Source organism: Micromonospora sp. RTBAU3-60 (assembly GCF_054963695.1).
Map to the genome: position 1 here is coordinate 1 of NZ_JBUEGB010000058.1, position 22326 is coordinate 22326.

At 69.6% G+C, this 22326-nt stretch carries 20 protein-coding genes; 10 read left to right on the plus strand and 10 right to left on the minus strand.

Annotated elements, in window-relative coordinates; all coding sequences use genetic code 11:
- The first annotated feature begins 275 nt into the window (after positions 1-275).
- The 5 genes from ACY34I_RS31905 (at position 276) to ACY34I_RS31925 (ending at position 6569) form a co-directional block, all read left to right on the plus strand.
- Complete coding sequence (locus ACY34I_RS31905; RefSeq protein WP_462758895.1) at positions 276-428, plus strand: hypothetical protein; 153 nt, start codon at positions 276-278, stop codon at positions 426-428.
- Positions 429-498: 70 nt separating this feature from the next.
- Complete coding sequence (locus ACY34I_RS31910) at positions 499-3594, plus strand: FAD-binding and (Fe-S)-binding domain-containing protein (RefSeq protein ID WP_462758896.1); 3096 nt, start codon at positions 499-501, stop codon at positions 3592-3594.
- On the plus strand, positions 3587-5449 hold the full coding sequence (locus tag ACY34I_RS31915; protein WP_462758897.1) for a thiamine pyrophosphate-dependent enzyme: 1863 nt from the start codon (positions 3587-3589) through the stop codon (positions 5447-5449). Before ACY34I_RS31910 ends, ACY34I_RS31915 begins: the two co-directional genes overlap by 8 nt.
- A 28-nt stretch (positions 5450-5477) precedes the next feature.
- Complete coding sequence (locus tag ACY34I_RS31920) at positions 5478-5666, plus strand: DUF1275 family protein (RefSeq protein WP_462758930.1); 189 nt, start codon at positions 5478-5480, stop codon at positions 5664-5666.
- Between the two features lie 255 nt (positions 5667-5921).
- A complete protein-coding gene (locus ACY34I_RS31925; protein ID WP_462758898.1) occupies positions 5922-6569 on the plus strand; it encodes a class I SAM-dependent methyltransferase in 648 nt (215 codons plus the stop codon).
- Here the strand turns inward: ACY34I_RS31925 and ACY34I_RS31930 are convergent.
- Together ACY34I_RS31930 and ACY34I_RS31935 are read right to left on the minus strand one after the other, a co-directional pair.
- On the minus strand, positions 6556-6909 hold the full coding sequence (locus ACY34I_RS31930) for a hypothetical protein (protein ID WP_462758899.1): 354 nt from the start codon (positions 6907-6909) through the stop codon (positions 6556-6558). The two genes, ACY34I_RS31925 and ACY34I_RS31930, sit on opposite strands and share 14 nt — an antisense overlap.
- Before the next feature lie 67 nt (positions 6910-6976).
- A complete protein-coding gene (locus ACY34I_RS31935) occupies positions 6977-7510 on the minus strand; it encodes a hypothetical protein (RefSeq protein WP_462758900.1) in 534 nt (177 codons plus the stop codon).
- A gap of 163 nt (positions 7511-7673) precedes the next feature.
- On the opposite strand from ACY34I_RS31935, the gene ACY34I_RS31940 reads away from it, so the two are divergent.
- On the plus strand, positions 7674-8420 hold the full coding sequence (locus ACY34I_RS31940) for a hypothetical protein (RefSeq protein ID WP_462758901.1): 747 nt from the start codon (positions 7674-7676) through the stop codon (positions 8418-8420).
- Between the two features lie 260 nt (positions 8421-8680).
- On the opposite strand, the gene ACY34I_RS31945 is transcribed toward ACY34I_RS31940, so the two are convergent.
- The 6 genes from ACY34I_RS31945 to ACY34I_RS31970 form a co-directional block, all read right to left on the minus strand.
- Positions 8681-11686: a 3-keto-alpha-glucoside-1,2-lyase-like domain-containing protein gene (locus ACY34I_RS31945; protein ID WP_462758902.1), complete on the minus strand. Its 3006-nt coding sequence runs from the start codon at positions 11684-11686 to the stop codon at positions 8681-8683.
- A gap of 453 nt (positions 11687-12139) precedes the next feature.
- Positions 12140-12394: a hypothetical protein gene (locus ACY34I_RS31950; RefSeq protein ID WP_462758903.1), complete on the minus strand. Its 255-nt coding sequence runs from the start codon at positions 12392-12394 to the stop codon at positions 12140-12142.
- Positions 12395-12480: 86 nt separating this feature from the next.
- Entirely contained in the window at positions 12481-13056 is a 576-nt protein-coding gene (locus tag ACY34I_RS31955) for a Dps family protein (protein WP_462758904.1), read from the minus strand.
- A 311-nt stretch (positions 13057-13367) separates the two neighbouring features.
- Positions 13368-13847, minus strand: coding sequence for a YcxB family protein (locus ACY34I_RS31960; RefSeq protein WP_462758905.1), 480 nt, complete (start codon positions 13845-13847; stop codon positions 13368-13370).
- Positions 13848-13921: 74 nt separating this feature from the next.
- The gene (locus ACY34I_RS31965) at positions 13922-14608 is read right to left on the minus strand and encodes a response regulator transcription factor (protein WP_187413516.1); all 687 of its coding nucleotides are present in this window, start codon (positions 14606-14608) and stop codon (positions 13922-13924) included.
- A 20-nt stretch (positions 14609-14628) separates the two neighbouring features.
- The gene (locus tag ACY34I_RS31970) at positions 14629-15873 is read right to left on the minus strand and encodes a sensor histidine kinase (RefSeq protein ID WP_462758906.1); all 1245 of its coding nucleotides are present in this window, start codon (positions 15871-15873) and stop codon (positions 14629-14631) included.
- A gap of 201 nt (positions 15874-16074) precedes the next feature.
- Between ACY34I_RS31970 and ACY34I_RS31975 the strand changes: the two genes are divergently transcribed.
- From ACY34I_RS31975 to ACY34I_RS31990, 4 genes are read left to right on the plus strand one after another with little or no spacing between them, the layout of a single operon-like run.
- Complete coding sequence (locus ACY34I_RS31975) at positions 16075-16488, plus strand: DUF6220 domain-containing protein (protein ID WP_462758907.1); 414 nt, start codon at positions 16075-16077, stop codon at positions 16486-16488.
- Complete coding sequence (locus ACY34I_RS31980; RefSeq protein WP_462758908.1) at positions 16485-18482, plus strand: multicopper oxidase family protein; 1998 nt, start codon at positions 16485-16487, stop codon at positions 18480-18482. Before ACY34I_RS31975 ends, ACY34I_RS31980 begins: the two co-directional genes overlap by 4 nt.
- Positions 18472-18759, plus strand: coding sequence for a hypothetical protein (locus ACY34I_RS31985; protein ID WP_462758909.1), 288 nt, complete (start codon positions 18472-18474; stop codon positions 18757-18759). Before ACY34I_RS31980 ends, ACY34I_RS31985 begins: the two co-directional genes overlap by 11 nt.
- Before the next feature lie 45 nt (positions 18760-18804).
- A complete protein-coding gene (locus tag ACY34I_RS31990) occupies positions 18805-20970 on the plus strand; it encodes an MMPL family transporter (RefSeq protein ID WP_462758910.1) in 2166 nt (721 codons plus the stop codon).
- Positions 20971-21109: 139 nt separating this feature from the next.
- Here ACY34I_RS31990 and ACY34I_RS31995 read toward each other — a convergent pair whose 3' ends face one another.
- Complete coding sequence (locus ACY34I_RS31995; protein WP_462758911.1) at positions 21110-21490, minus strand: VOC family protein; 381 nt, start codon at positions 21488-21490, stop codon at positions 21110-21112.
- Positions 21487-22263: an arsenate reductase/protein-tyrosine-phosphatase family protein gene (locus ACY34I_RS32000; protein WP_462758912.1), complete on the minus strand. Its 777-nt coding sequence runs from the start codon at positions 22261-22263 to the stop codon at positions 21487-21489. The genes ACY34I_RS31995 and ACY34I_RS32000 overlap by 4 nt, the downstream gene beginning before the upstream one ends.
- Between the last annotated feature and the right edge of the window lie 63 nt (positions 22264-22326).

Sequence of the window (22326 nt, forward strand, 5' to 3'; positions counted from 1 at the left end):
ACAAGAGACTCAGGATCACTAAGCTGATCAGGGACGCTCCGCCGCTACGGCTTTCGCTCATCCCACCCGGGCCGGCCGGGTACGAGATACCCCGCTGTCGTGGCTGAACTTGTGAGACGGCCGCACGGCGCTGCTCAACGCGCCTCCCCCGGTCCGGTGAGTGCCGCCGTCCGCTACCGGTGATGCGCACTTACGGCCGCCCGCCGCGACGGGTTAGACCAGGGTGACCGCTCGCCGGAGCGGGTTCTGCGTGCCCGGAAAGGGGGTCGAGCACCGTGCGGACCTACCGCCCCAGCCCGCGCCTCGACAACGTCGCGGCCGCGGACGCGATCCGCCGCCTCGACGTCCCGATGCCGGGCGGGGAGGACGTCGCGCCGCTGGTCGACGACCGGGGTGAGCCGGTCGATCGGGTGGTGCGCCGGCGATGAGAACGGGACCGGCCACGTGATTCGTCGCGGACCCGCGCGCCCGCATGCCGATCTTGACCGAGGTAGATCGATGAAGAGCAAGGAAGATCGGGTGCGCTCCGGACCGCCGCCCGGCTATGCGGCGGAGCTCGGGCGCGAGTTGCGCCGCGTCGTGCGCGGCGAGGTGCGTTTCGGGTCCGGTGACCGGGCCATGTACGGCTTCGACGCCTCGATCTACCGACAGCTGCCGATCGGGGTGGTGCTGCCCCGGCACGCCGAGGACGTCGAGGCGGCACTCGCGGTCTGCCAGCGGTATGGGGCGCCGGTGTTCGGCCGTGGCTGCGGTACGGCTCTGGCCGGGCAGGCGGTGAACGCCGCCGTGTGCTTCGACTTCTCGAAGTACATGAACCAACTCGTCCACCTGGACCCGCAGCGGCACCGCGCACGGCTACAACCGGGCCTGATCTGCACCCACCTGAACAGGGCGGCGCGACAGCATCGCCTCACGTTCGCGCCGGACCCGGCGACGCTGGACCACGCCACGCTGGGCGGGATGATCGGCAACAACTCCTGCGGCACGCATTCGGTGATGGGTGGCAAGACCGTGGACAACGTCCACGAGCTGGACATCATCACCTACGACGGGGTTCGTATGCGGGTCGGTGCCACCGGCGAGGACGAGATCGAGCGGATCATCGGGCTGGGCGGGCGCCGCGGTGCGATCTACGCCGGCCTGCGGCACATCCGGGACACCTACGCCGACGTGATCCGGTCCGGGATGCCGGACATCCCACGCCGGGTGTCCGGATACAACCTCGATCAACTGCTGCCGGAGAACGGCTTCCACGTCGCCCGCGCCCTGGTCGGCTCCGAGTCGACACTCGCGCTGACGCTGGAGGCGGACTGCCGGCTGGTCCCCTCGCCACCGGCACGGACACTGGTCGTCCTCGGCTATCCCGACATTCCCAGTTCGGGAGACGACGCCACGTGGCTGATGGAATTCGGGCCGATCGGGGTCGAGTTCACCAGCCGACACGTGGTGCGGAACCTACAGGCGAAGAAGATGGCCTACGGCGATCCGCGGCTGCTGCCCGCCGGCGAGGCCTGGGTGCTGGTCGAGTTCGGCGGCGACACCCAGGCGGAGGCCAACGACCGAGCCGAGCAGCTGATGGCCGCGCTGCGCCAGCGTCCCAACGCGCCCGAGCATCGGTGCTACGAGGACCCGCAGCAGCAGGAAGCGGTATGGGAGATCCGCAAGCACTCGGCAGGGACCACCCGCATGCCGATCGGGCTCGGTGGCCACGGCGGATGGCCGAACTGGGAGGACGCCGCCGTGCCACCCGAACGCCTGGGCGACTACCTGCGGGCGTACACCGATCTGCTCGACCGGTACGGCTACGACGGCGTGATCTTCGGCCACTGGGGGCAGGGCTGCATCCACTGCCGGCTGGACTTCGACCTACGCAGCGCCGACGGCGTACGCGAGTTCCGCCGGTTCATGGAGGAGGCCGCCGACCTGGTGGTGTCGTTCGGTGGCTCGCTGTCGGGAGAGCACGGGGACGGCCACGGCCGCGCCGAACTGTGGCCGAAGATGTTCCCACCCCGCCTGATGGAGGCGTTCGCCGAGTTCAAGCGAGTGTGGGATCCGCAGGGGCGGATGAACCCGCACAAGCTCATCGACCCGTACCCACTCGATTCGCACCTGCGGGAGGGCACGAGCTTCCGGCCGCGCCAGCTGGAGACGGCGTTCCGGTACCCGCAGGACGGCGGCAGCTTCGCCGAGGCCGTCGGCCGCTGCTTCGGCGTCGGGGTCTGCCGCCACACCGAGGGTGGCGTCATGTGCCCCAGCTTCATGGTGACCCGGGAGGAGAAGCACACCACGCGCGGACGGGCGCGGCTGCTGCAGGAGATGGCCGACTCCTCGGGCAGTGTCACCAGCGGATGGCGCAGCCCGGAGGTCAAGGAGGCGCTCGACCTGTGCCTGGCGTGCAAGGGGTGCAAAGGCGACTGCCCGGTCAGGGTCGACGTCGCCACCTACAAGGCCGAGTTCCTGCACCATCATTACGCCGGCAGGCTGCGGCCACGCCAGGCGTACGCCCTCGGGTTGATCAACGTGTGGGCACGGATGGCCTCGCGCGTGCCGCGGCTGGCCAATCTCGCCACGCACGCCCCGGTGCTCGGCACCGTGGTCAAGGCCGTCGGGGGGATCGCCCGCGACCGGGCGGCACCGGCGTTCGCGGCACGGACCTTCGTCTCCTGGTTCGCCGAACATCGCCCGCGGCACCCCGACGGGCCGGAAGTGCTGCTCTGGCCCGACACGTTCACGAACTACTTCGATCCTCGGGTCGGCGTCGCGGCGGTCGAGGTCCTCGAATCGGCCGGGTTCCGGGTCAAGGTGCCCAGCCGGAGGTTGTGCTGCGGCCGCCCCCTCTACGACTACGGCATGCTGAACCTCGCCCGGCGGTATCTGCGCGGGATCCTCGACGCGCTCTCCGACGACATCGAGCGTGGGGTGCCGCTCGTCGGACTGGAGCCGAGCTGCCTGGCCGTGTTCCGCGACGAGTTGACCACGATGTTCCCCGACGACGACCGTGCGCAGCGGCTCCAGGCACAGGCGTTCAGCCTCGCCGAGTTCCTCAAACGGCACGCGCCTGACTGGACACCGCCGCGGCTGCACCGGGACGCGTTCGTGCAGACCCACTGTCACCAGCACGCCGTCATCGGCTTTGACGCGGACCGCGAGCTGCTCGCGGCCATAGGCCTGAACGTGGAGATGGCTGAGCCCGGGTGCTGCGGCATGGCCGGCAGCTTCGGCTACGAAGCCGGCGAGAAGTTCGAGGTGTCGATGGCGGCCGGGGAACGGGTCCTGCTGCCCGCCATCCGGGCCCGCAGCGCCGCCACCGTGATCGTCGCCGACGGCTTCAGTTGCCGCGGTCAGATCCGTGCCGGCAGCGACCGGGAGGGGTTGCACCTTGCCGAGGTCGTCGCCATGGCTGCCCGCAGCGGCCCCCAGGGCCCGGCAGGCAGACCGGAGGAGCAGGGCATCAGCGTCCCGGCCCGCCACACCGGCGCAGGCGCACGCGTTGCCACGGCTGCGGCGCTGCTCGCCGTCGCAGGCGCCGCCGCCGTCACCCACTGGCGGACACACCACCGCCACCGCAAGAGGAGACCGAAGCGACATGGCTGAGGAACGCACGGCCGCCGACGCGCTCGTGGAGCGGCTCATCGACTGGGGCGTCGACACGATCTTCGGGCTGCCAGGCGACGGCATCAACGGGCTGGTCGACGCGCTGCGCAAGAAGACCGACCGGATCCGCTACATCCACGTCCGCCATGAAGAGGTCGCGGCCATGGCGGCGGTCGGCTACGCCAAGTTCACCGGCCGGCTCGGTGTCTGCTTCTCCACCTCCGGCCCGGGCGCCGCGCACCTGCTCAACGGGCTCCTCGACGCCCGCGTCGAACAGGCCCCGCTGCTGGCCATCACCGGCATGTCTTACCACGACCTGATCGGCACCAGCTACCTGCAGGACGTCAACACCGACTACCTGTTCAACGACGTCACCGTCTACAACCAGCGAATCATGGGCCCGGCCCATGTCATCAACGTCGTCGACTACGCCGTACGCACTGCCCTGGCCGAACGCGGACCCGCGCACCTGGCCTTCCCGATCGACTACCAGGCCGCCCCCGCCGGATCCGGCACTCGCTACATGCGCAACGTGCCCGGCCACACCTCCACCACCTGGCGCCCACCGATTCGGGTGCCGCAGGGCGAAGACCTGGAGGCCGCCGCCGCGGCCCTGGCCGGGCGGACGAAGGTCGCGATCCTGGCCGGCGCCGGCGCCCGCGGCGCGGGCGAGGAACTCGAAGCGGTGGCCGAGGTGCTCGGCGCCCCGATCACCAAAGCCCAACTGGGCAAGGACTGCGTGCCGGATGACAGCCCCTACACCACCGGCCCCATCGGGCTGGTCGGCTCCCTGCCATCCGAGGAGGCCCTCGAGCAGTGCGACGCGCCGCTCATCGTCGGTTCCACCATGCCCTACATCGAGTACTACCCCGCTCCGGGGCAGGCCGTCTGCGTGCAGATCGACGACAAGCCCGAGCGGATCGGCCTGCGCCACCCCGTCGACGTCGCCCTGGCCGGCGACGCCCGCGCCACCCTCGCCGCCCTGCGACCGCTGCTGTCCCGCAACGACAACCGGGACTTTCTGCACCAGGCACAGGCCGGGATGCGTGACTGGTGGGAGCTGATGGCCGAGCGCGGCTCGTCCCCGGACGTCCCGATGAAGCCGCAGGTCCCCGCATGGTCGCTCAACGAGGCACTCGCCCCCGACGCCATCGTCTGCGGCGACTCCGGCACCGTGACCACATGGGCTGCCCGCCAGATCAAGGTTCGCCGGGGTCAGGCCTTCAGCTTCTCCGGCACGAACTGCTCCATGGCGGCCGGTCTGCCGTACGCCATCGGGGCTCAGGCCGCCCAACCCGACCGCCAGGTCGTCGTCTTCACCGGCGACGGATCCTTGACCATGCAGCTCGGCGACGTGCTCACCGCGGTGCAGCACCAACTCCCGATCAAAATCGTCGTGGTCCGCAACGACACCCTCGGCCTGATCAAGTGGGAGCAGATGGTCTTTCTCGGCAACCCCGAATACGGCGTCGACGTCGCCCCGATGGACTTCGTCAAGTTCGCCGAGGCCTGCGGTGCCACGGGCGTCCGTATCGAGGACCCGGCCCGCTGTCCCGATCAGATGAAGCGGGCGCTGGCTGCCAGCGGCCCGGTCATCGTCGAATGCGTAGTCGACCCGCACGAACCCCCGATGCCGGCGAGGATCAAGAAGGACCAGGTCACCAAACTGGCGGCCGCGCTTCGCGCTGGTACGCCCAACCGCAACCGCATCGCCCTGCAAATGGTCAAGGACATCCTCGACGAATCCAGCTTCGACGCCAGCCCCGGCGGCTTCGTGCCCGACAGGCTCGGGCGGGCCCTGTCCGGCGCCGCGCGCCGACTGCGCGACCGCGCCGACGACGAAGACCAGGCATGAGGGAAGGCCGGGGCCGGAGAAGCGTCTCATCAGCGCGCTCACCGGCACCGCGCCGGCGCCGAGCTACCTCGCTCTCGGCCACGCCTTTCCGCCAAACATGACCGGCAACACCGTCCTGCTCGGCCTCGGCGCCGCCACCGGTGACCGGCCCGCCGTGAGTCGGTCGGCGACCGAGCCGTGCGCGTACGTCTTGGTCGCGGTGGCGCTCGTCCGCTAGGGGCCGGATCAGCCCAGGCGCCGCCGAGGCGGCGGCCGGTGCCCTGACCGGCAGATCCCGCGGCGTCGTCGCCCGGTATCCCTCCGCCGCGTCCGCCACGGCCGCCGGCGAGGTCGAAGAGTCCGCCCAGTCAATTCCTGATCATGAAGGTTCCTGATCGAATTGGTCGGCGTCTGGTTGTGTACTTGGAAAGTCGACACAGGCAGAAGTAGGACTGCACCCGCCCCACCTCGCCAACGTGGAAGGACTACCGTCATGAGCAGCACCGCCAAGGGCAGGACCGGTGAGACCCCGGCCGCGAGGCAGCGGCGGGTCTGGGACCGGACCGCACCCAGCTACGACAGGCAGATCGCGTTCCTCGATCGGACCCTGTTCAGTGGCGGCCGGGAGTGGCTGGGCGCCCGCGCGCGTGGTCGGGTGCTGGAAGTGGCCATCGGCACCGGCCGGAACCTACCGCACTACCCCGCCGACGTGACCCTCTCGGGGATCGAACTGAGCCCGGCGATGCTGGACATCGCCCGGCAGCGGGCCGCCGACCTCGGCCGTACGGTCGACCTGTACGAGGGCGACGCGGAGCGGCTGCCGTTCGACGACGCCTCGTTCGACACGGTGGTCTGCGCCCTGTCGCTGTGCACCATCCCCAACCCGGTGAAGGGGATCAGCGAGATGAAGCGGGTCCTCGTACCGGGCGGCCGGCTGCTCCTGCTGGACCACGTCCGTAGCACCTGGCCACCGGTTCACGCCGCCCAGTGGCTCCTCGAACGGTTCACCATTCGCGCGGCCGGCGAGCACTTCACCCGCCGCCAGCTACCCCTGGTACGGGCAGCGGGTTTCGAGATCGTCAAGACAGAAAGGTTGAAAGCCGGCACCGTCGAACGCGTCCACGCGGTCAAGCCCAACTGATCCACTGCCGCAACAAGGACTGCTCGGCCGGATTGGCGGTAAGGTCCAGCGCCCGCCTGTCCGCCTCGTGCGCCTCGTCCGGGCGGCCGAGATCGCGCAGCAGTTCAGCCCGCGTGGCGTGCCACAGGTGATAGCCGCCGAGGGCCTGGCGGAGTTCGTCGACTGCCGCCAACGCGGCATCGGGCCCGGCCACATACCGCAGGGCGACGGCCCGGTGCAGCATGGTGACCGGCGACGGGGCGAGCCGGTCCAGCATCGTGTAGAGAATCAGGATCTGCGGCCAGTCGGTGTCCTCCCACCGGCCGGCCTCGGCGTGCACCGCGACGATCGCGGCCTGCAACTGATACAGGCCCCGGCCATGTCGAGGTCAGCGCGCCGAGGATGCCTTCCGGTTGTGCAACCAAGGCCTACGCGAGATCCAAAAGGTGCATTTCGCCGCCGCGGATCATCCAGTCGTCCCAGTAGCCGAGTCGCCCGCACGCGACACAGCGGCTCGTGATGGCGATCGCACGGATTCCGTCCCCATCGGCGTAGAGGGAGTAGCTGACCGCAACGTTGAAGTCTTCTTCGTCGCCGTCACCGCGGCACTCGCAGACCATGATGGCGGATCTGGCGTCATCCCAGTACTGGCCGCTGTCCGCGATGAAATGCTGTGCACCGCAGTCGCGGCAGATGCGCTTCGCTGCGTGCTCCTCGAGATCACCACGAACGCCGAAGACATGTCCGCCACAGCCCGCGCAGGTGCACAGCCGTACCTCGTGCACGTCGTATCCCTCAGCGCCCTGCGCCATGGCGTACTCGGTGAGGTCCTCGACGGTTTCACCTGTCGGCCAACCGCCGACCTCGCTGATCACCACAACCGCCATCTCACCATGCCGAGGCATGTCGTCCCCGAGTCCGCACCCCAGCGGGACCCCGTTTTCCATCGGTGCGACCTGCACGCTTCCGCCGTCGACCGCGCGTTACGGTCCGTGACGAACGCGCGGTGTCACTCGTTGCGCAGCCCTGCCGATGAGCGAGTGCCGGAAGGTATGCCCGGACCTGCTCGATCGACGGCAGCCGGCCGCCTGACGGGCTGCCGCGCCGGCAGGCGATGATCGTGGGATGGGCATTCCAGCATCCCTGCGCGAATCGCTGCACGATCCTCTGTTCTGGGCGCGGTACACCTTCGCCGCGGAGGACGGACCCGGCGCCGATCGGCTCGGCGCCCTTGAGGAGCTGCTCGACGAGGAGAACGAGGATGACGAGGACGATGGCGAGCGGGACAACGCGCTCAACGTCGTCTTCGACGTCGGTGGCGGCCATCTCATCCTGCTCGACGTCAACACCCAGCTCGGCTCGTACGAACTTGGCATCACCGGACCTGGTTCCGCCGAGCCCACCGGGCTGGGCTGGGACGATTTGGCGCACTGGCACCCGTACGCGCTGCGCTGGTCGGAGCTCGATCTGATCTGCCGGGCAGTCGCCGTGCGAAATCCGCTGCTGTCGCACCCCGGGGTGCCGCTGGCCTTGCTCTGCCGGTTCGCCGCGGTCTTCGAGGACGACGACGTGGACGCTGCGGTCACCAGCGTCGACTCGGCGTACGGCGCACTGCGGCCCCAGGACTGGGACGGCTACTGGCCCAGCGGCGCCGACTGGCTCGAACGCGCCGACTTCCGCGGCCAGAAGGTGGTGTGGCACCGCGACGAGGCAGGCAACCTGTGGGCCGAACAAGACGACGACCACGACGCCGACTTCTACAGCACACGGGTAACACCACCGGCGGCGGCCGAGGAGCATTTCCCGCATACCCAGCTGAGGAAGCTGCTGGCCGCCGTCGCGACCACGGTAGCGACCGGGTCCCGGCCTTAGCCCCTGGAAGCGGCGCCTTCGCACCCCGCGGGGAATGCGAAATGTGGGTTCGGCGGTGAACGTCTCCTGGTTGTCCGCGAAGTGGGCCAGTTCGCGTCGGGCCCAGGCGAGCACTTCGGCAGAACGTGCGCGACGGTTCAAGGCCGCTGGGCCGTCGAGGATGTCTCGCCAGAACGCCGTCCGCTGCGGCAGCCGCCACGCGGCCGGCCGGGCCCGGCGTACCGGTACCCGGCCGTCCGCGTTCTGGCCGCTGGCGGAACCTACAGGTCAAGCGGCTCGATCCAGATGTTGCGGTACTGGACCGGGTTGCCGTGGTCCTGCAGCCGGATGGCGCCGGCTGCCGGGCCCTCGGGCCGGCTGCCGCCGGTCGGACCGAGGATCTCGACGTCGTCCTGCACCGTGACGCCGTTCCACACCACGGTGACGCGCGCGTTCTCGACCTTGTTGCCTGCCGCGTTGTAGCGGGCCTGCCGGTAGACGATGTCGTACGTCTGCCAGGTCTGGGGCGGCAGCGCCGCGTTCACGTCGGGGGCCTTCTGGTTGTAGATGGCCGCGGCGTCGTTGGTCTGCGGCGGGTCGATGCCGAACGAGTCCAGCACCTGGATCTCGTAACGGTCCTGCAGGTACACGCCGCTGTTGGCGCGCGCCTGCCCGGTCACGTCCGGCGGGTACAGCGGCAGGTTGAACTCGACGTGCAGGCGGAAGTCACCGAAGGCCTGCAGGGTACGCAGGTCCCCGTTCCGGACGGTCATGGCGCCGCCGGCGACCGGCCATTGGGGTTCCCGCCCGTCGCTGTGCTGCCACTCGGTGAGCTCGCCACCGTCGAACAGCGTGATGCGCTTGCCGTGCGGCCGGACGGCGAGCACGTCGAGGTTCACGTGCCCGGAGTCCGCGGCCTCCTTGCGGTACTCGACCACATTGCGGCCCTTGTTCAGGCCGACAGTGGTGGTGACCGTTCCCCACTCCTCCCAGGTGACGGTCGAGGGGAAGACCGTCTGCTCCACACGCTTGCCGTTGACGTACAGGCTCAGCTGTTTCTCACCCGAGTAGGGGTTCGGGCCGTTGCTGTAGCGCATCGCCAGGTCGTACGTCCCAGCCTCGCGGACATCGACCGAAATGCTGGTCGACGAGCCGTTCTGCGCGAACCCGGCGGCGAAGCCCGCGCCGGAGTAGGCGGCGTGGTCGGTGGCCATGCCGACAGCGACCGTCCGGCCCTCCTCGGCCTCGAAGAAGGTCTGCGGCTGCACCACGCGGCCCGGGATCTCGTTGAGCGTGTACCAGGCTTCCGTGTTCCACAGCTCCTCGCCGTCGGCGGACGAGAAGGGACGTGGGGAGCGCACGTGCACCACGCGGTTCTCCTTCAGGCCCGGGATCTGCAGCTTGACCGTGCGGCGGTCGGCCGACAGCTCGGCCTTGGTCACCTTGAGCGTCTCCAGCTCGAGCTTGGGCCCGCCGTACTGGCTCGTCGCACCGTAGCGCCACTGCGTCACCTGGTACGCGTCGGCGAGCTTCTGCGCGGTCTCGGCGGACAGCGGCTTGGTGTACTCCAGCTCAAACCCGACATGCGAGGCGCGCATCTGCTTGACCTCGAAGACCGAGGTGCCGTTGGGCGTGAGCTTCTGCAGGCCGTAGGTGAGCTTGCCCTCCTGGCCCCAGTTACCGCCGGCACCCAGGCCACCCACGTAGAGCGCGCCGTCGGGGCCGAGGGCCACCTCGTTGATGCCGGACTCCAGGCCCTGCGTGTGCCGGAACACCGCGCCCTGGTACTGGCCCTCGATCTCCTCGAGGAAGACCCGCTGTAGGCCGCCGTAGGTCACGTCACCGACGACCAGTTGTCCCGCGTACGGTCCCTGCTTCAGCAGCACGGGCGTGGACGGCGAGTTACCGATCTCGTTCTGCGGGAGCCAGACGATGGGACGGGTCACCGCCTTGTCGTCGTACGGGCCCGCGGGCGTGGTGTAGTGGTTGTAGAAGGCTCCTTGCTGGATCTGGACCAGCTTGTTCGCCGGCAGCCAGCCCCCCTGGTTGTCGGTGACGAGGACCTCCCCGCGTGGGCCCCATCCGATGCCGTTGGGGGTGCGCAGGCCGCCGGCGACATACGTGATCTCGCCGGTCGCGGCGTTCACCTTGATCGACGTACCGCGGTTGCGCGCCGGCTGGGGCACCGTGGTGGCGCCACCCAGGTTGATGGCGACTGACAGGTTGAGATAGAAGTACCCGTCCCGGTAGAGCAGGCCGAACGCGAACTCGTGGAAGTTGCGGCCCCACGGCCAGGTCGCCACCGTCCGGTAGTCATCCGCGACGCCGTCGCTGTCGGTGTCGCGCAGGGCGGTCAGCTCGTGCTTCTGGCTGACGTAGACGGTGCCGTCGACCACCGCCACCCCCTGGGGTTCGCGCAGTCCCTGGGCGAACTTGCGGTAGGTGACCTGTTCGGGGCCGGTCTTCCCGGTGGCGCCCTCGACCATGTAGACCTCGCCGGCCACGTTGTCGGTGCCGCCCCAGGTGGAGATCACCAGGTCGCCGTCGGGCATGAAGGCCATGCCGGTGACCTGCGGCTGGAAGCCTTCGGGGCGCAGGTCGGTGAGGGTGTAGCCGGGGTGCACCCGGTCGAGGGGCAGGCCGTCCCCGGCCGAGTCGGTCGCGCCCTCGCAGTACTTCCACCCGGGGGCGGTGACGCGTACGACGTCGGCGTCGGTGCTCAGCGCGGAGGTCGGCACGAGCTCGAAGCCCGTTGCGCCAGGGCGACGCCACTCGAGCCGCAGCACCTGGCCGCCGCCGTTCTCGAAGAACTCGACGAACAACGGGTGCAGGCCGGCGCTCAGGGTGACCGACCCTTCCTTGGCGGTCTCGCCGTGCAGGCCGTCGTGGTCGACGACGAGCCGGTCGTCGATCGTCAGGCGCGACCCGTCGTCGCTGGTGAGCCGGAAGGCGTAGTCGCCGTCGGTGGGCACGGCGAGGTTGGCGATGACGTGGCTGATGAATCGGTCGGACAGGCCGAACTCGTCCGTGGTGGTCCAGTTGATCTGCGGCATCAGCTTGTCGACGTTCGGCGTCTGTGCGGGCTTGAGGGTGCACAGCGCGGACAGCGGGGCGCCCATGTCGTACGAGCGCAGGGTGACGCCTGGTTCCTGCGGCGGGACCTCGGCGGTGCCGGGTGCGGCCATGGCCTGGGTGACGGGGGCTGCGGCGAGCAGGGCCGCCAGAGCGGCCCCCGCGGCCGCGAGCACGGCTCGCCGGCGCCGGTGCCGCCGGCTCGGTGCGGTCATGGTTCCTCCTGGTGGTGGCGGTGAGGCCCGGCAGGGAAGGAGTCGGGTAGCTTTTCTCCCCCTGACCGGTCGTTACGACCTCGCGAGGCAAAAGATCGATGGTCGACACCCTAATCTTTAGATTCAAATAGCTCAACTTTTAAATGGATGAACAAAAGCGACGTCCAGAAGTCGCCGTCCCCGAACGCACGGAGGCCCAGGTCGACGGGTCGACCTGGGCCTCCGGCGGATCAGGGCGTCATCACCGGGTACTGCTGCTCATCCAGCGCGTCGAGCACGTGTTGCGAAACCAGGCCGTCGCCGATCCGAGCCGAAACGCCAGCGCGGGGGCCGTTGGCCGAGGACGGCGACGGCCCGTGCGGCCTCCGCGCTCTGGTGGCGGGCTTGGCGTTACGGACGGGCGGCGAGGGCGGTGGTAGGCCGCAGCCGCGCGTCCGCGCGGCTCAGCGATCATCAGCCGCGCAGCCAGATCGAGGCCCGCCCGATGTACGCGAGCTGTGCGGCGAAGGCGACCAGTGCGCCCGCCACACCGAGCGCGATCGCGAACGTGGCGGATCCGCCGGCCGCTCCGGCCAGCAGGGTCGCGCCCAGGCCGATCAACAGTGCGACGAAGCCCAGCCCGACCAGTGAGGCGGACAGCAGCGACAGGAACACGGTCGCCCGCCCGACGGACTCGGTCATGGCGGCGCTGCGCGAGGTCTGGAGCACGAAATGCTCGGTGGTCAGGGCGGTGAGCAGCCGACGACGGGTTCGTCGGCGATGACGGCAGGCGCCGAGGTCGAGCCCGCCGTTGACTAGACCCGGACGACGGGGGTGTCGACGAGGTGCTCGGCGATGAACCACGTCTGGAGTTCGTTGGTGCGGATCACGTTCGACACCAGCAGATCGTTGCTGCCGTCGTCGCCACCGTCCGCCACCCGCGCCGCAGCATCATGTGCGTCGGTGAGGATCAGCTCGTGCGCTTCCAACAGGCGCGAGAGCATCGCCGGAACTTCCTCGGCACCGTTGGGCGGGCGCGGCACCCGGGTCAACTCAGCCACGTGCCGCGGGTCTCCAACGGCGATCCCGCCGAGCGTCTGAATGCGCTCGGCAATCATGTCGATCAATTCAAGCTGTTCGCCCGCGTGTTTGTCGAGCAGCAGGTGAAGCTGGTAGAACGTCGGCCCGCGCATGAGCCAGTGGTGCTTCTTGTAAAGCGAGTGCAGGATCCGGCTGTCGGCGAGGATCCGGTTCAGGCGTTCACACGAGTACATTCGCGCGTCGTACGAAAGACCGACCGGTAGCTGGCGCAGCGTCCCGAATGCCTGGATTTCCCGGCCATGCTGGTGCAGTCGGGGCTGGCTGTCCGAACGCTCCTGCTGTTGGGCCATGCTGTCTCCTCCGATGCCTGTCAGCCGCTCCGCACCACGCCGCCGGCCGCCGGCCGTCCGCCAGTTGCGGTCGGCAGGCGATCTGCCCCGAGCGTAGGTGGCGGGATCCCCCGAGAGGGCCATATTCCGAGGCTCGCGAGCACCCCGGACCGCAGCGGGGCCTGCGTCACCTCGGTCCGCTCGTTCCCGAATCATTCCGGTCAACCGCTCCCCCCGGCTCGCCTACGCTGGCGATGGGATTGCCGGGCCAGACGGCGGAACTGCGCGGATGGCCGTAATGGGGTTCGGTGGCATGAGCGCGATGGGGACGGTCACTTGCCGGCCGGATGCAACCCGTTGACGAACGCGCCGAACTCGGCCCGCTGCTCCTCGGTCATCGGTTCCTTCGGGACCGTGATCGCCTGGATCTTGCCGAACATGATGTACCAGACCTCGGGGGTCTCGATGACCCGGTCGAGGCCAGCCCACCGAAGCCGCGACTCGACGAGCGGGTAGGTCAGTGTGACCCACTCGTCGTCCAGCGTCAGGTGAAGCCCGTCCCTGATGACGTTGGACTGTATACGCACCGACCGAGCCACCGTGATCGGTGCGATCGCGAACACGAACAGCAGTCCGAGGACCAGGGCGACGTAGGCCAGCGACGTGGACGGGTCCAGCGCCACCAGGGCGAGGCCGAGGACGATCAACACTCCGCCCAGGATGCGGACGAGCCTCAGTTGCGGACGGAGGATGAACTGCAGTGTGCGGCGTAGCTGTTTCTCGTCATAGGGGACCCGCATGGAGATCTGCATCGCCGCATCCTAGATCCACGATCAAGGGGTGCTGCCGGCGCCGGGCACCGGCCTGATCACCGGGAGACCATCGTTCAGGGGTGCGGCGGACGATCAGCGCTGACCAGTCCTGTCTGGTAGGCGATCACCACCAGTTGCGCACGGTCGCGCGCACCCAGCTTCGCCATCGCGTGGCTGACATGGGTGCGCGCGGTGGCCGGGCTGAGAAACAACTCGGCACCAATCTCGGTGTTGCTCAGGCCCTGCCCCACCAGGGCCAACACTTCGCGCTCGCGTTGGGTCAGCACCGCGAGCCGGTCCTCGGCGGCCTGCGCGGCTGTGCGTCGCGCGGTGAACTGGCCGATGAGGCGTCGGGTGATCCGCGGCGCGAGCAGCGCGTCTCCGGCGGCGACCACCCGGATGGCGTGCAGGAGCTCGGCCGGTCCGGCGTCCTTGAGCAGGAAGCCGCTGGCGCCGGCTTGCAATGCGTCGAAGACGTACTCGTCGGTGTCGTAGGTGGTGAGGATGAGGACCCGGACCTGCTCCAAGCCGCGCATCTCGGCGATCTGGGTGGTGGCTTGAATCCCGTCCAGTTTCGGCATGCGGATGTCCATGAGGACGACGTCGGGTCGGGTGGCGCGGGCCCGCTCGACGGCTTCGGCGCCGTTGGTGGCTTCTCCCACCACCGTGATGTCGTCCTCGACGTCGAGCAGGACCTTGAACCCGGATCGCACGAGACCCTCGTCGTCGGCGAGCAGCACCTTGATCGGGGGGTTGGTCATCGGTGGCGCGGCCGCTGCGTTCACAGGCGTGACCCGGTCGGCGCGAGGGGCAGCCGGGCGGTGACTTCGAACCCTCCGCCCGGAGTGGGCTTGGCGTCGAGTTCTCCGCCCAGCAGTTGGCAGCGCTCGCGCATGCCGAGGATCCCGCGGCCGGGCTGGGCCGAGCTGCCGGTGCTGGCCGGATGCTGGGCCGGCAGCTGCGGGGCGGCGGGGTCATCGCCTGAAGCGGCACGGCGCCCCTCGTCGGTCACGCGGATCTCCAACACGTCGTCTCCCGGGTTCAGCGCCACCGTCACCCGGGTCGGGCCGACGTGGCGGATCACGTTGGTGATCGATTCCTGCAGGATGCGGTAGGCGGCGCTCCCCACCGCGCTCGGCACCGGCGCCGCGGGCGGGGTCTCCTCGAGTTTGATGTCGAGTCCGGCGTCGCGTGCCTTGGCGGTGAGTTCGTCGATCTGCCCAAGCCCGGGGTACGGCAGGCGCCCGTCGTTGTCGTCACGGAGCACCCCGAGGATGGCCCGCATCTCTCGCAGCGCCCGAGAGCTGGTCTGCTCGATGGCTTGCAGCGCCTCGCGTGCCACTTCCGGCCTCTTGTCGAGCACGTGGGCGGTGACACCGGATTGGACGTTGATGATTGCGATGGCGTGGGCGACAGTGTCGTGCACCTCGCGCGCGATCCGGAGCCGTTCGGCGTCGACCCGCGCCCGCGCTTCCTCCTCGCGGGTCCGTTCCGCAAGCTCAGCCCGCTCCTGAGCTTCGGCCGCGATGACTCGTCGAGACCGGACGGACTCGCCGAGAGCCACGCTCATGACCGACGCGCCGATCCGGAAGAACACCCAGCCGATGGCGGCTCGCGGTTCGATGTCGGCCGCGGCGACCAGCCACGCGACGGTGAGCACCGTGATACCCACGCCGGCTACCACCAGCGACCGGCGCCCGTCGCCGTAGGCGGCGAGGCTGTAGAGGGCGACGAAGAGCCCGAGCCAGCCGGGCCCGTCCGGGAAGTCGAGGCTGTAGTAGACCAGGCTGGCGAGCGCGGCGGTGACGAACACCGGGACCGGCCACCGGCGGCGGACGGCCACGACCAGACCACTCACCACCAGCAGCGCGAATCCGAGGTTTCCGAGGTCGGCGAGCGGACGCTCGGCCCCGTCGACGGCAACGCGGGCGATCGTGCCCTGCACCTGCATCACGGTGATGAAGAGCGCGAGCACCACGTCCTGCGCCACCACCCGCAGGGGGAACGACACGGCACGCTGTTCCATGCCGTGATCCTACGGTTCTCGCCCACGGACAACGCTGCGCCCAGACGCGCGACCTGCTACGCCGGCCGGCGTAGCGAGACGCGAACCGGCTACGCCCGATTGCGTAGGCGCTGCCGTCCGCTGTCCGAGGCGACGGCAGCCGCACCGGCGCGACGATCACCGCCATGAACGATCTCCCTCACCCACCTCGAGGAGCGCGCCATGCGTAGAGCCTTCGCCAGCCTGGCGACCCTGCAGCTGCTGGCCGTCGTCGCACAGTTCTTCCTGGCGGCCAGCGGTGCCTTCGACACGGCACCCAACGACGAGTCCTTCCAGCCGCACCGCGCGCTGGGCGGCGGAATTGTCCTGATCACGGTTCTGGTGACCGTCGTCGCCGCGACGGCCCGGATGCCCGGACGGCTCATCGGGATGAGCGGCCTGGTCGCCGGGCTCGCGGTTCTCCAGTTCGTGATCGCGGCGATCGCCACCGCGCTCGACGGCACCGCTGGCGGGCTCGTCTTCGGCCTGCACGCGGTCAACGGTCTCGCCATCGTGGCCGTGACCGGGAGGATCATCCGCCAGGCCCGGCAGCTGGCCAGGCCGGCCACGCCCACACCCACGCCACAGGCAGCATGACCACCGGACTCTGGATCATCCTGGACCACGTCGTCGCGCTGCTCAGCGTGGCCGCGTGGTTCGCGGCCGGCGTCAGCCTGGCGCTCCGGCGTACCCGGCTGGCGCTCGCCGCCGGAGCCGCGGCGGTGCTCGTGACGCTGGTCCGGGTGGTCACCGTGGCGATCCTGGCCGGCCGGGGCTGGTGGTTCGTACAGGAGAAGGTCCTCCTGGGGCTGCCGCTGCTGGGAGCCGCCGGGGCCGCCGCCGTGCTGCTCGCCGGCCCCCAACTGCTCGCGACAAAACGGGGGCGAGCAGCGGGAGGGTCGGCGCGCGGCGTGGTTTCGGTGCTCACCGCGGGTTACGCGGCACTGGCCGGTCTTGTGGTGACCTTGCTGGTCGGATACCCGCTCACCCTGAGCACGGCCTTGATCACAATCTCGCTCGTGGGCGTCGGCGCGTTGCTGACCGCGCGAGTGGTCGCGCTTCCCGTTGAGAACGCGGCCGATGCGGGCGTCGCGCAGGCGCCGGAGGGCCGACGCCCGATCTCGCGCCGCCGGTTCCTCGGCTGGACCGGTGGCGCGGTCGTGGTGACCGCGGCCGGCGCCGGCACCGGGCTGTCGTTCCTCCGCGCCGAATCGGTGACCACGGGAGGCGGCCGCGGACACTCGTCCCGGTCGGCCGTGTCGGTGGCCGACCTGCGAGGCTCCGGGTCGCCGGCACCGGGTGGCACCGTGCGGCGCCACGTGCTCACCGCGAAGAGGGCCACCGTACGGCTCCGGTCCGGACGGGAGGTCGACGCGTGGACCTACAACGGCGAGGTCCCGGGTCCGGCGATCACCGCGACCCAGGGTGACCTGCTCGAAGTGCGGCTGCGCAACGCGGACATCGAGGGCGGCGTGACCCTGCACTGGCACGGCTACGACGTACCGTGCGGCGAGGACGGCGCGCCCGGTGTGACCCAGCTGACCGTGGCACCCGGTGAGGACTTCGTCTACCGGTTCCGCGCCGACCAGGTGGGCACCTACTGGTACCACACCCATCACGCCTCCCACGTCGGCGTCCACAAGGGGCTGTACGGAACCCTCGTCGTGACACCGCGCGACGGACAGCGAGCCGACGTGCACTCCGCGGCGGAGCAGGTGGACCTGACCCTGCCCGTGCACACTTTCGACGGCACCGTCGTGATCGCGGGCAGCGACGGCCAGACCGAACACTCCGCACCGCCCGGTGCACCCGTACGGCTGCGACTGATCAACACCGACTCGGATCCGCACCGGATCGTCCTCGCCGGAACCCCGTTCCGGGTGGCGGCCGTCGACGGCCGAGACCTCAACCGGCCCGGCGAGGTCCGCGACGTCGGGCTGCGCCTGCCCGCAGGCGGACGATACGACCTGGTGTTCCCCATGCCGGACACGCCCGTGGCGCTGGTTGTCGACGACGATCGTGACGGCGGACTGCGCCTGCGCCCGCAGGGCGACGCCCCCGCTGAAGCGCGCCTCGAGGACACGTCCGACCTGCCGGAGCTCGACCTGCTGCGCTACGGCACCCCGGCCGCCGTCTCCTTCGACACCCGCAACGCGAACCGGCACTTCACCATGGTCCTCGACCGCGGAGTGGCCCTGGTCGACGGCCGACCGGCGTACGCGCAGACCGTCAACGGCCGGGGCCACCCCGCCATCCCCGACCAACTGGTCGTCGAAGGCGACATCGTGCGGTTCACCGTCGTCAACCGAAGCCTGGAAACGCACCCCTGGCACCTGCACGGCCATCCGGTGCTGATCCTGTCCAGGGACGGGACGCCGTCGACGGGCAGCCCGCTGTGGGTGGACACATTCGACGTCCGGCCGGGCCAGACCTGGGAGGTCGCATTCCGCGCGACCAATCCCGGAATCTGGATGAACCATTGCCACAACCTGCCCCACGCGCACCAGGGCATGATGCTGCGACTCCGCTACGACGGTGTCACGACGCCATTCGGCGGCTCGCACGGCGGAAGCCCAGGCCATGGCCACTGATCCAGCCCACGCCACTGGTCAACTCGCTGAACACGCGGACGATCCCGAGTCGAATCTCCTTGCCCTCGTCCATCGGCACACCCGGGCCGTCATCGACGCCGAACTGCATCGGCTGGCCCGTCGGGCCCCGTCCCTCTCCCCTGCCGACCTGGACGTCATCAACACGGTGCTGGAGGAGCTCGCCGAGTCGGCGTTTCTCGCCCCGCTGCGAAACGCACCAGGGGACACAGCCGGTCTGCTGGCGCACATTTTCGGCACCGAAATGAACACCGACTGAGTGAGAACGGAAGTAGATGATTCACGGCAATTTGAGGAGAAGATGATGACAACCGAGGCTCCCCGTACGGATGGAGCTCTGGCGGGACTGGCCCGATTCTGTTACCGGCGTCGCCGTCTGGTCCTGCTGACCTGGATCGTCGGCGTGATCGCCGTGGCGTTCCTCGGCTTCAACTACGCCGCCGCCTCCGACAACGACTACTCCGGTGGGGACTCCGATTCGGCCAAGGCGCAGGCTCTGATCGAGAAGCACTTCCCTGAGCAGCAAGGGGACACGCTGACTCTCGCGATCAAGGCGGACAAGGGAATCGACGACCCTGCCGCCCGGCAGAAGATCGAGAAGGTCATCGCCGAGCTGGACGCCTCGCCCATCACCGGGCCGGTGGCCTCGCCGTATCAGGACGAGAACCTGGTGACGAAGGATCGTCGTATCGCCCGTACGACCATCCCGCTGACCGACACGGATGTGCCGAAGGCCGAGGTCAAGCCGCTGGTGGACCTGGTCAAGGTCGCCTCCGGTGACGGCGTGACGCTGGGGCTGGGCGGGGACAAGGCGGAGAAGGCGGAGACACCCCCGCAGGGCCCGGCCGAGGGTGTGGGCCTCCTGACCGCAGCGGTGATCCTGTTCATCGCCTTCGGGTCACTGGTGGCGATGGGCCTGCCGATCGTGACCGGACTGATGGCGGTCCTCGGCGGCGTCGCGCTGATGAAGCTCGTGGGGCACGTGGTCCCCTCGCCGGATTTCACGGTGCTCGTCGCCGTGTTGATCGGGCTCGGTGTCGGCATCGACTACGCACTGTTCATCCTGACCCGCTACAAGGACAGCCTGCAGGACGGCGACGAGCCCGAAAGCGCCACGGTCAAGGCCATCACCACCGCGGGTCACGCGGTGCTGTTCGCCGGCACGACCGTCATGATCGCGCTGCTCGGCCTGATCGCCATGGGGCAGAAGATGATGACCGGCGTGGCCATCGGCGCGTCGGTGACTGTGCTGGTGACCATGATCGCTGCGGTGACCCTGCTGCCGGCGTTCCTGGGCTTCATCGGCCACAAGATCAACTCACTGCGCCTGCCCCGTCGCACGTCCCGCCGGTCGGGGGGCGACGGCACCCCGGCACGGAAGCGCCGCACCCCCGCCGAGCGCTGGGCCGGCGTGGTGCAGCGCAAGCCCCTCGTCGCCGCGATCCTGGCCGGGGCGGGCCTGCTGGTGCTGACCGCTCCCGTGCTGTCGATGCGGCTGAGCCTGCCCGACGCCAGCGTCCAGCCCCACGGCCGGAGCAGCTACACCTCATACAAGATCATTTCCGAGGGCTTCGGCCCTGGTTACGGCGCGCCCCTGATCTTCGCCGCCGAGGTCGACTCCAGGGACCCCGAGCTGAGTTCGGTCATCGAAGCGGTCCGGAGGACCGAGGGCATCGCCTACGCCACGCAGCCCCGGATCAGCAGGGACGGGCAGGCTGCCATCTTCATGGCCTTCCCCAAGACCGGATACCAGGAGGAGGCGACCGCGGACCTGGTGCACGAGCTCCGCGACGACGTGCTGCCCAAGGCACCCGGCGGCGAGCAGGTCTACCTCGGCGGCCCGAACGCCGGCGCGATCGACTTCGCCGAGGACACCAGCTCGCGCCTGCCGCTGATGATCACGGTCGTCATCGTGCTGTCCCTGCTGCTGCTGGTCGCGCTGGTCCGGTCGGTCACGATCGCGCTGCAGGCCGCCGTGATGAACGTGCTGTCGATCGGCGCCGCCTACGGCGTGCTGGTCGCGATCGTGCAGTGGGGATGGCTCGGCTCGGTCCTTGGTTTCCCCACCGAGATGCCGATCGTGACCTGGGTGCCGATGATGATGTTCCCGCTCCTGTTCGGCCTGTCGATGGACTACGAGGTATTCCTGATCTCGCGGGTCCGTGAGGAGTACGAGCGCACCGGCGACACCCGCAGCGCCGTCACTCACGGGCTGGCGCGGACCGCCAAGGTCATCACCGCCGCGGCCGCCATCATGATCGCCATTTTCACGACCGCCCTGCTCGGCCCCGACGTCTCGGTAAAGCAGATCGGCCTGGGCATGGCCGTCGCCGTGCTCATCGACGCCACCATCATCCGGATGGTCCTCGTCCCCGCCGTGATGGAACTGTGCGGCAAGGCCAACTGGTGGATGCCCGGACGCCGGACAGCGAAGGCGACCACGGCTGCGCAGGCCAGGGTCGAAGTCTGACCGTTCCTCGAGTCGGAGTGTGGGGAACCCTCGGGCGGGAGGTTCCCCACCTCTACGGTTGGGCGCTGGCGGGGTCGCAGGGCCCTCCTCCCCCGGGTCTCATCCAACCCGCCCAGGGCGCGACCAGCGAGGGGGCGGTCTATCGGGCGGGTTGGAACAGTTCGATGAGGTTGCCGGCGGGGTCGGCGAGCAGGATCTGTCGTCCGCCGGGGCCGGAGATCGCGTCGCTGCGGAACGACACCCCGGCGCCACGGAGCCGGTCGATCTCGGCGTCCAGACTCTGCACGATGAGGTGGATGCGGTTGTGACCGGGTGCGCTCGCGTCGGTGGGGGTGGCGCGGGCACCGGAGCTGGTGGGTCCGGACAGCAGCAGCCGCAGTGGTCCGCGGACCACATCGGCGAAGGCGGGGGCGGCGCTGATGTTGACGGTGAAACCAAGGTGGGTGGTGTAGAAGTCGACGGCTGCCTGGACGTCGTCGACAAGGTAGCGGACGCTGGCGTACTGGTCGGGAGCGATCACGGCGGAGTCTCCTTTCGCTTGCTGGTGGCCAGGACCGGCAGCAGGTACCGGATTCGGGCGTCGATGGCGGCCGCGGTACGGCCGAAGGCCGGGTAGCCGGCCTGATCGGTGGCGCCGGCTGCCGCGGGATCGGGGATGCTCCAGTGAACCCGACGAGCCTGCTCGCCGGGTTCCGGGCAGACCTCGCGGGCCTTGTCACACAAGGTGATCACGTAGTCGAACCGGCGGCCGGTGAGGGTGTTCAGGTGCCTGGGGCGCTGGCTGGAGATGTCGATGCCGTATTCATCATGCAGAACCCTCGCCGCCTCGGGGTGCAGGCGTGGTTTGGGTAGCGTGCCCGCGCTGGTCGCCTCGACCAGGCCGGCGCCGCGCCGACGGAGCAGAGCTTCGGCGATGGGTGAACGGGCGCTGTTGCCGGTGCAGACGAACAGCACCGCCACCGGCGCGGTCGGATGGGCCGCCGACGGTGCCGGGGCCAGGTGCAGCGCCGGGTGCAGGGCGGCACCGGTGGTGGCCAGCGCGTCCGCGCAGCGGTCCAGATTCAGGTGGTAGTAGCTGTCCCGGCCGTCGAAGCTGCTGCGCGTCGCGGTGACCAGGCCCCCGTCACGCAGCAGCCGCAGGTGATAGGAGACCAGGTTCTGCGGCTCGCCGGTCAGCGTGACCAGCTCGCGGACCCGCAGGTCGCTGCAGGCGAGTTCGGTCAGCAGTCGCCAGCGCAGCGGGTGGCCGGCCAGTCGGACGAACGCCGGGGCGGCTCGACTCGATGAGGTCACGGCTCCGACGATACATCAAATTGGTTTGATCGGTCTCGGAGGCGTTTCCGCATCGCTTCCAGC

What these genes read in the sequence shown, in the direction of transcription:
- ACY34I_RS31970 (WP_462758906.1), bottom strand. Translation starts at nt 15,873, where the DNA reads ATGGAACAGCGTGCCGTGTCGTTCCCCCTGCGGGTGGTGGCGCAGGAC.
- ACY34I_RS31925 (WP_462758898.1), top strand. Translation starts at nt 5,922, where the DNA reads ATGAGCAGCACCGCCAAGGGCAGGACCGGTGAGACCCCGGCCGCGAGG.
- ACY34I_RS31910 (WP_462758896.1), top strand. Translation starts at nt 499, where the DNA reads ATGAAGAGCAAGGAAGATCGGGTGCGCTCCGGACCGCCGCCCGGCTAT.
- ACY34I_RS31975 (WP_462758907.1), top strand. Translation starts at nt 16,075, where the DNA reads ATGCGTAGAGCCTTCGCCAGCCTGGCGACCCTGCAGCTGCTGGCCGTC.
- ACY34I_RS31980 (WP_462758908.1), top strand. Translation starts at nt 16,485, where the DNA reads ATGACCACCGGACTCTGGATCATCCTGGACCACGTCGTCGCGCTGCTC.
- ACY34I_RS31915 (WP_462758897.1), top strand. Translation starts at nt 3,587, where the DNA reads ATGGCTGAGGAACGCACGGCCGCCGACGCGCTCGTGGAGCGGCTCATC.
- ACY34I_RS31955 (WP_462758904.1), bottom strand. Translation starts at nt 13,056, where the DNA reads ATGGCCCAACAGCAGGAGCGTTCGGACAGCCAGCCCCGACTGCACCAG.
- ACY34I_RS31940 (WP_462758901.1), top strand. Translation starts at nt 7,674, where the DNA reads ATGGGCATTCCAGCATCCCTGCGCGAATCGCTGCACGATCCTCTGTTC.
- ACY34I_RS31945 (WP_462758902.1), bottom strand. Translation starts at nt 11,686, where the DNA reads ATGACCGCACCGAGCCGGCGGCACCGGCGCCGGCGAGCCGTGCTCGCG.
- ACY34I_RS31990 (WP_462758910.1), top strand. Translation starts at nt 18,805, where the DNA reads ATGACAACCGAGGCTCCCCGTACGGATGGAGCTCTGGCGGGACTGGCC.
- ACY34I_RS31960 (WP_462758905.1), bottom strand. Translation starts at nt 13,847, where the DNA reads ATGCAGATCTCCATGCGGGTCCCCTATGACGAGAAACAGCTACGCCGC.
- ACY34I_RS31985 (WP_462758909.1), top strand. Translation starts at nt 18,472, where the DNA reads ATGGCCACTGATCCAGCCCACGCCACTGGTCAACTCGCTGAACACGCG.
- ACY34I_RS31965 (WP_187413516.1), bottom strand. Translation starts at nt 14,608, where the DNA reads ATGACCAACCCCCCGATCAAGGTGCTGCTCGCCGACGACGAGGGTCTC.